The organism is Mesorhizobium sp. M4A.F.Ca.ET.022.05.2.1 (assembly GCF_003998845.1).
Taxonomy (GTDB): Bacteria; Pseudomonadota; Alphaproteobacteria; order Rhizobiales; family Rhizobiaceae; genus Mesorhizobium.
Genome location: NZ_RZOJ01000319.1, coordinates 1 through 6,921 on the forward strand (window position 1 = coordinate 1; position 6,921 = coordinate 6,921).

Here is a 6,921-nt window from a genome sequence, read left to right on the forward strand (position 1 = left end):
CGCCATCCTGTTCGACCCCCCGGATCCGTCGATCTTCACCGTGCTGACGGCGCCGAGCGGCGAGGAAGGCACCGCCAACATCGACTTCGTCATCTTCCCGCCGCGCTGGCTGGTGGCCGAGGATACGTTCCGCCCGCCCTGGTACCATCGCAACATCATGAGCGAGTTCATGGGCCTGATCCACGGCCAGTACGACGCCAAGGAGGAGGGCTTCGTCCCCGGCGGCATCAGCCTGCACAATTTGATGCTGGCCCACGGGCCTGACGCGACTGGCTTCGAAAAGGCCTCGCGCACGGAACTGAAACCGGTCAAGCTCGACAACACCATGGCCTTCATGTTCGAGACCCGATTCCCGCAGATGCTGACCCGCTACGCCGCCGAGGTCGAAACCAGGCAGGACAATTACATCGACTGCTGGGCCGGGCTGAAAAAACGCTTCAACGGCACGCCAGAGGGCGACTGGTCTTGAGTTTGGACCGCCTCGTCCTGCTCGGGTCCAAGGGCGGCCCGGCGATCCGGCCGGGTGGGCCGTGGCCAAGTTCCTCGCTGCTCGAGATCGGCGGCCGCGCAATCGTCGTCGATTGCGGGCTGGGCGTCACCCGCGCGCTGACTGATGCCGGGCTCAGCCTGAAGACGCTCGACCTGGTCTTCATCACGCATCTGCATTCGGACCATGTGCTGGAACTCGGACCGCTGATCCACACCGCCTGGACGGCGGGCCTCGCCACGCCGGTGACCATCTTCGGTCCGCCTGGCACCGGCCACTACTGGCAGCGCTTCTGCCAGGCGATGGATTTCGACATCGAAATCCGCATCGTCGACGAAGGCCGGCCGGATATCAGGGATCTGGTCTCGGTCGGGGAGTTCGGCGGGGGACTGGTTGTGGAGGAGGGTGGGCTGAAGGTGACGGCGCTGCGCGTCGACCATCCGCCGGTGACCGACTGCTTTGCGCTGCGTATCGAGCATGGCGGCAGGAGCATCGTGTTCTCCGCCGACACGGCCTTCTTCCCGCCGCTGGCCGACTTCGCCAAAGGCGCCGATATCCTCGTCCATGAAGCGATGCTGGAGGAAGGGATCGAGCGGCTGGTGGCGAAGACCGGCAACGGCGCGCGGCTGCGCGAACATCTGCTCGCCAGCCATAGTTTCGCCGAGGAGGCCGGCCGCATCGCCAGCGATGCCGGTGTCAACAGATTGGTGTTGAACCACCTCATTCCGGCCGACGATGCCGCGATCGGCGAGGCCGACTGGATCGCCGCCGTCAGGAAAACTTGGGCCGGCGACTTGACGATCGCCCGCGACGGCCTTGTTGTGGGGTTAGGGCATGATCCCGAAAAGTGGGACCCGGTTTTCGGAAAAGATCATGCGACAGACAAAGACCAAAGCGGCGAACAAGCCGCGCAAGGAGAGGAAACCGCATGAAGCTTGCCACATTGAAGAACGGGACCCGCGACGGAAAGCTGGTCGTCGTCTCGCGCGATTTGACGCGGTTCACCGACGCCTCCTTCCTGGTGCCGACGCTGCAAGCCGCGCTCGACGACTGGCGGCGGATTTCGCCGCACCTCGCGGCAATGGCGGAATCGCTGGAGAACAATGCGGTGCCTTCGGCGCGCTTCCACGAGCATGACGCGCATTCGCCGCTGCCGCGCGCCTATCAGTGGGCCGACGGCTCGGCCTATGTGAACCATGTCGAACTGGTGCGCAAAGCGCGCGGCGCCGAAATGCCGGCAAGTTTTTGGACCGATCCGCTGATCTACCAGGGCGGCTCGGACAGCTTCATTCCGCCGCGCGATCCGATCCGCATGGCCGACGAGGCCTTCGGCATCGACATGGAGGCGGAAGTCGCCGTCATCGTCGACGACGTGCCGATGGGCGCCGGCCCCGACCAGGCGCGGGACGCGATCCGGCTGGTCATGCTGGTCAACGACGTGACACTGCGCGCCATCACCGGCCCCGAGCTTGCCAAGGGTTTTGGCTTCTTCCAGTCGAAACCGTCCTCCGCCTTCTCGCCCGTCGCGGTGACGCCGGATGAGTTGGGCGACGCCTGGGACGGCGGCAAGGTCAGCCTGCCGCTGCTGGCCGATCTCAACGGCAAGCCGTTCGGCCGTGCGGACGCAGGGGTCGACATGATCTTCGATTTCCCGGCGCTGATCGCGCATGCCGCGAGGACGCGGCCGCTCGCCGCCGGCGCCATCATCGGTTCGGGCACCGTCTCCAACAAGCTGGACGGCGGGCCGGGCAAGCCTGTCTCGGCCGGCGGCGCCGGCTATTCCTGCATTGCCGAACTGCGCATGATCGAGACCATCGAGGCGGGCGAACCGAAGACGCCATTCCTGCATTTCGGCGACACGGTGCGCATCGAGATGAAGGACAAGGCCGGCCATTCGATCTTCGGCGCCATCGAGCAGAAGGTCGAGAAATACGCGGGGTGAGGGGATGCCAGGCGAAGCCGTCTATTTGCTGTTTGGCGTGTGGGCGCTGGCCATTCTGGTGGTCTTCATCCAGGCGATCCGCCTGAGCTACCGCATCGAGGCGCGCTCGCCTGATCTCACCAACCGCAGCGGCTTGCCGCGCAACGCGATGATGTTCCACACCATCACCAATCTCAGCGTCGCGCGGGACGAGGAAACACAAGGCCTGCGGCGAAAAATGATCCGGCTGCTGCTGATCGTTGTCGGCGGCTTCCTGGTTCTGGCGGTCGGCATCGGCCTTGTCGACAGGACGCCATGACGCTGCTTGATCACCTGCGCCGCATGGCGCGCAACAATCGCTGGTCGAACGACCGCCTGTACCGCGCCGTGCTGTTCCTCGAGCCTGGAGAATTTGAGGCCGCGCGCACCAGCTTCTTTCCGTCGATCAAGGAGACGCTGAACCACATCCTCGCTGTCGACCATCTCTATCTCGATTTTCTCACGGAGGGTGGTGTCGGCGCTGCCGCCTATGATGATTTCGTGCCGTTCGACAATGTCGCCGATTTGGTAGTGGCGCAGATCACCTTCGACCGCAAACTGATCGCCTTCTGCGATGCTTTGTCCGAGGCCGATCTAGACCGTCGTGTCATCACCGATAGACGCGAAGACGGTATGATCCCCGAGCGCATCGGCGACATCCTCGCCCATGTCTTCCTGCACGACATCCACCACCGCGGGCAGGTGCACGCGATGCTCTCCGGCACTTCCGTTCCGCCGCCGCAACTGGATGAGTTTTTGCTCGACTACGACATCAAGCTGCGGAAGGACGAGGTCGAGCGGCTCGGTCTTTGAACCGCTCGACCCTCCTCGGCCTTACGCCGCCTTGCCGTCCAGCTTGATCACGCCGCGCTTGATCTGGTCCTGCTCGATCGATTCGAACAGGGCGCGGAAATTGCCCTCGCCAAAGCCCTCGTCGCCCTTCCTCTGGATGAACTCGAAGAAGATCGGGCCGATCACGGTTTTCGAGAAGATCTGCAGCAGGATCTTGGTCATGCCGCCGTCGACGACGCCTTCGCCGTCGATCAGGATGCCGTGCTTCTTCATCCGCCCGATCGGCTCGTCGTGATCATGCACACGGTCCTGCGACATCTCGTAATAGGTGTCGGGCGGGCCAGGCATGAACTTCAGCCCGTTGGCGGCAAGCAGGTCGGTGGCCTCGTAGATCGCGTCCGTGCCAACGGCGATGTGCTGGATGCCTTCGCCATTGTACTTCTTCAGATATTCGGCGATCTGGCTGGTCTCGTCCTTGGACTCGTTCAGCGGAATGCGGATCTTGCCGCAGGGCGAGGTGATGGCGCGGCTGACCAGCCCGGTGATCTTGCCGTCAATGTCGAAGAAGTGGATCTGCTTGAAGCCGAACAGGTCGCGGTAAAAGTCCCACCACTTGTCCATGTTGCCGCGATAGACATTGTGGGTGAGGTGATCGAGGTAGTAGAAGCCGACGCCCTCCGGCTTCGGGTCGCGCTCGCCCAGCCACTCGAACTCGGCGTCATAGGCCGAGCCTTTCTCCCCATAGGTCTCGATGAAATAAAGCAGCGAGCCCCCTATGCCGACGATGGCCGGCACGTCGAGCGCTTTGTCGGTGCCTTCATAAGGCGTGGCACCCTTCGACACGGCATGGTCGAAGGCGTGCCTGGCGTCGACAACGCGCCACGCCATCGAGGCGGCGCAGGGGCCGTGTTTGTCGACGAATTTCATCGCATGCGAGCCGGGCTCGGCATTGACGATGTAGTTTATGTCGCCCTGCCGCCAGACGGTGATCGCCTTGGTGCGGTGCTTCGCCACCGCGACATAGCCCATGCGGGCGAAGAGCTCGGCGAGCTTGGCAGGCTCGGGATGCGCGAACTCGACGAATTCGAAACCGTCGGTGCCGGCGGGGTTCGCCTTGCTGATCCTGGCGGGCGGGGCGTCGTGCGGGAAGGGGCCCATGGCGGTTCTCCGAAGCTGTTGCGGCCGGTCTTGGCCATCTTCGCTCATGATAACGCCGGAGGGCCGCACGGTGCTTGCATTCGAACGCCTGAAATGCTCATGTCATGCGTAGAACGTGCATGGTTGGAGGAAAATCCGTGGATAATGCGCGCCTTGATCAATTCGATCGCAAGATACTGGCTCTGCTGCAGGGCGACGCGCGGCTCACCAACAACGATTTGTCGGAGCGGGTGAACCTGTCGGCCTCGCAATGCTCGCGCCGCCGCCAGCGGCTGGAGGAGGACGGCTATATCAAGGGATACCGCGCGGTGCTCGACCGGGACCGGCTGGGCTTCTCGCTGGTCAACGTCATCTCGGTGACACTGGCCACCCACAATCGTGACAACGCCCGGCGCTTCGGCGAGTTGGTGGCGCGGCTGCCTGAGGTTCAGGAGGCGCACGCGTTGACCGGGGAGATGGACTACATTCTGAAAGTGGTGACGCCCGATCTCAAATCACTGTCGGAGTTCGTCAACGGCGTGCTCCTGCCGCACGAATCCGTCCAGCATGTGAAGACGGCAATCGTGCTGGAGACGCTGAAGGAGACCGGCGCGCTGCCGATCTAGGTGCGCTGATGTTCAGGGGAGGCCGGCCGCCAAACGGCTTCCTGCTTCCGGTGCTCACGTACTTTAAGTACGCTCCGCTCCGGTTCTGGGAAGCCACCGTTCTCGGCTCGGCCTGACCTGAATCTCAGCACACCTTGACAAAATTCAGCCCCTCGACTGCTGAATCAGCCCATAGAGATTGGTGCAGCGGGCGCCGGAGCGGCAGTAGGCGAAGACCGGGCCCTCGAGCTCGTCGAGCGCCGCGGCCTGGTCCTGGACATTCTCGAAGGTGATCTGGCCGCTGATGACCGGGATGAAGCGGAAGGCGAGGCCGGCCGCCTGGGCCGCTGCCTGGACGCTTTCGGCCGAAGGCTGGCCGGGCTGCTCGTTGTCCGGCCGGTTGCAGATCACGCTCTTGAAGCCGGCTTCCTTGATGGCGGTGATATCGCTGGGCTGGATCTGGCCCGAGACCGAATAGTCGTCGCTGATCTCTCGGTATTCCATGGTCGTCCTCGCAATCTGGTCGCGCGACAGTCTTGCCACTCCCGGAGCGAGCCGGCAACTGCTCCCGCCGATCGCGTATCGTCGCACGCCGCCGGCGTCGTCTTTGCAGATAGACATTCGCGGCGGAAAATCCAGCCGGACCATCACAATCCGGCTGGATGAGCGGACCTCAGCTGCCGAGGATCGCGCCTTTGATCTGGGCGATGTTGTTGTGCATCATGTCGATATAGGTCGAGGCTGGTCCGTCGGGCTGCGACAGCGCATCCGAATAGAGCGTGCCCCCGACCTTGATGCCGGTCTCGCTGGCGATCTGCTCGATCAGCCGCGGATTGGTGATGTTTTCGACGAAGATCGCAGCCGCCTTGTCTTGCTTCACTTGCTCGACCAGCTTGGCGACGTCGGCGGCCGATGGCTCGGAGTCGGTGGAAATGCCCTGCGGCGCCAGGAAGGCCAGGCCATATTCGTGCTCGAAATAGCCGAAGGCATCGTGCGAGGTGATGACGACGCGCTTCTCCTCGGGGATCGACTGGATCGCCGCCTTCACCTCGCCTTCCAGCGCATCCAGCTTCTTGGTGTAGGCCGCGGCATTGGTCTGGTAGCCGACGCAGCCATCGCTGTCGGCGGCGCAGAAGGCCTCGGCGATATTCTTCACATAGATCCTGGCATTGGCGATCGACTGGAAGGCATGCGGGTCGGTGACCGTCTTGCCGCCGCCGGTGGCGGCGCCTTCCGCCGCGTCCGCATCGGCGAATTCCGGCTTGAAGTCGATGGGGGTGACGCCCTTGGTCAAGGTAACGATCGAGGCCTTGGTGGCGCTGGCGTCGACCAGGCGCTGCAAAAAGCCTTCGAAATGCAGCCCGTTGACCAGCACCACATCAGCGCCAGCCATCGCCACCGCGTCGGCCGGGCTCGGTTCGTAGACATGGGCGTCGCCATCCGGGCCGACGATGGTGGTGATGCTGACCCGGTCGCCGCCGACATTCTTGGCGAAATCCGCAATCACCGTGAAGCTCGCCACCACCTTGAGCGGCGCGGCGAAGGCCGAAGAAGCGCCAAGCGCGGTAAATGTTATAACGCTCAGGGCCAGGGCGGCGCGGAAGGATTTCAGCATTGGGCAGGTCTCCTTGCTTGGGGGATCAGGCGGTCCGGTGGCGATGGTGGACGATGCGGGCGCGCAGCGCGCCGCGCGAGCCGAACACGATCGAGAAGAAGTAGACGACGCCGGCCGACAGGATGATGGCCGGGCCGGACGGCAGCGAGGCGTGGTAGGAAAGCAGCAGTCCGGCGGTGCAGGAGGCGAAGCCGATCAGCACCGCCAGCACGCACATAGGCTCGACGCGCACCGTCCAGAAGCGGGCGGCGGCGGCCGGCAGCATCATCAGCCCGACCGACAAAAGCGTGCCTAGCGCCTGGAAGCCGCCGACGAGGTTGAGCAC

Annotated in this window: 10 protein-coding genes; 6 read left to right on the forward strand and 4 right to left on the reverse strand. The window is 63.9% G+C overall.

Annotated elements, in window-relative coordinates; genetic code table 11:
* The 5 genes from EN745_RS26035 to EN745_RS26055 all read left to right on the forward strand — a co-directional run.
* The coding region (locus tag EN745_RS26035) for a homogentisate 1,2-dioxygenase domain-containing protein (protein WP_127422597.1) at positions 1–469 on the forward strand (469 nt) is incomplete at its 5' end.
* Positions 466–1,419 carry an MBL fold metallo-hydrolase gene (locus EN745_RS26040; RefSeq protein ID WP_245487838.1) on the forward strand — a complete coding sequence of 318 codons (954 nt, stop codon included), beginning with the start codon at positions 466–468 and terminating at the stop codon, positions 1,417–1,419. The genes EN745_RS26035 and EN745_RS26040, both read left to right, overlap by 4 nt.
* Positions 1,416–2,429, forward strand: a complete 1,014-nt coding sequence (locus EN745_RS26045) for a fumarylacetoacetate hydrolase family protein (protein WP_127422599.1) — start codon at positions 1,416–1,418, stop codon at positions 2,427–2,429. Before EN745_RS26040 ends, EN745_RS26045 begins: the two co-directional genes overlap by 4 nt.
* A gap of 4 nt (positions 2,430–2,433) precedes the next feature.
* Positions 2,434–2,727, forward strand: a complete 294-nt coding sequence (locus tag EN745_RS26050; RefSeq protein WP_127407563.1) for a hypothetical protein — start codon at positions 2,434–2,436, stop codon at positions 2,725–2,727.
* Entirely contained in the window at positions 2,724–3,260 is a 537-nt protein-coding gene (locus EN745_RS26055; RefSeq protein WP_127422600.1) for a DinB family protein, read from the forward strand. Before EN745_RS26050 ends, EN745_RS26055 begins: the two co-directional genes overlap by 4 nt.
* A 21-nt stretch (positions 3,261–3,281) precedes the next feature.
* Here the strand turns inward: EN745_RS26055 and hppD are convergent, their stop codons facing one another.
* A complete protein-coding gene (gene hppD, locus EN745_RS26060; protein WP_127422601.1) occupies positions 3,282–4,397 on the reverse strand; it encodes a 4-hydroxyphenylpyruvate dioxygenase in 1,116 nt (371 codons plus the stop codon).
* 137 nt (positions 4,398–4,534) lie between these two features.
* Here hppD and EN745_RS26065 point away from each other — a divergent pair, with 137 nt between their 5' ends.
* The gene (locus EN745_RS26065) at positions 4,535–5,002 is read left to right on the forward strand and encodes an Lrp/AsnC family transcriptional regulator (protein WP_126055043.1); all 468 of its coding nucleotides are present in this window, start codon (positions 4,535–4,537) and stop codon (positions 5,000–5,002) included.
* A 144-nt stretch (positions 5,003–5,146) separates the two neighbouring features.
* Here EN745_RS26065 and EN745_RS26070 read toward each other — a convergent pair whose 3' ends face one another.
* The 3 genes from EN745_RS26070 to EN745_RS26080 form a co-directional block, all read right to left on the reverse strand.
* The gene (locus tag EN745_RS26070) at positions 5,147–5,485 is read right to left on the reverse strand and encodes a TIGR01244 family sulfur transferase (protein WP_127407347.1); all 339 of its coding nucleotides are present in this window, start codon (positions 5,483–5,485) and stop codon (positions 5,147–5,149) included.
* A gap of 169 nt (positions 5,486–5,654) precedes the next feature.
* Positions 5,655–6,596, reverse strand: coding sequence for a zinc ABC transporter substrate-binding protein AztC (gene aztC / locus EN745_RS26075; RefSeq protein ID WP_127422602.1), 942 nt, complete (start codon positions 6,594–6,596; stop codon positions 5,655–5,657).
* A gap of 25 nt (positions 6,597–6,621) precedes the next feature.
* Positions 6,622–6,921 (reverse strand): metal ABC transporter permease (locus EN745_RS26080; RefSeq protein WP_189363164.1); only part of this gene is annotated, 300 nt, incomplete at its 5' end.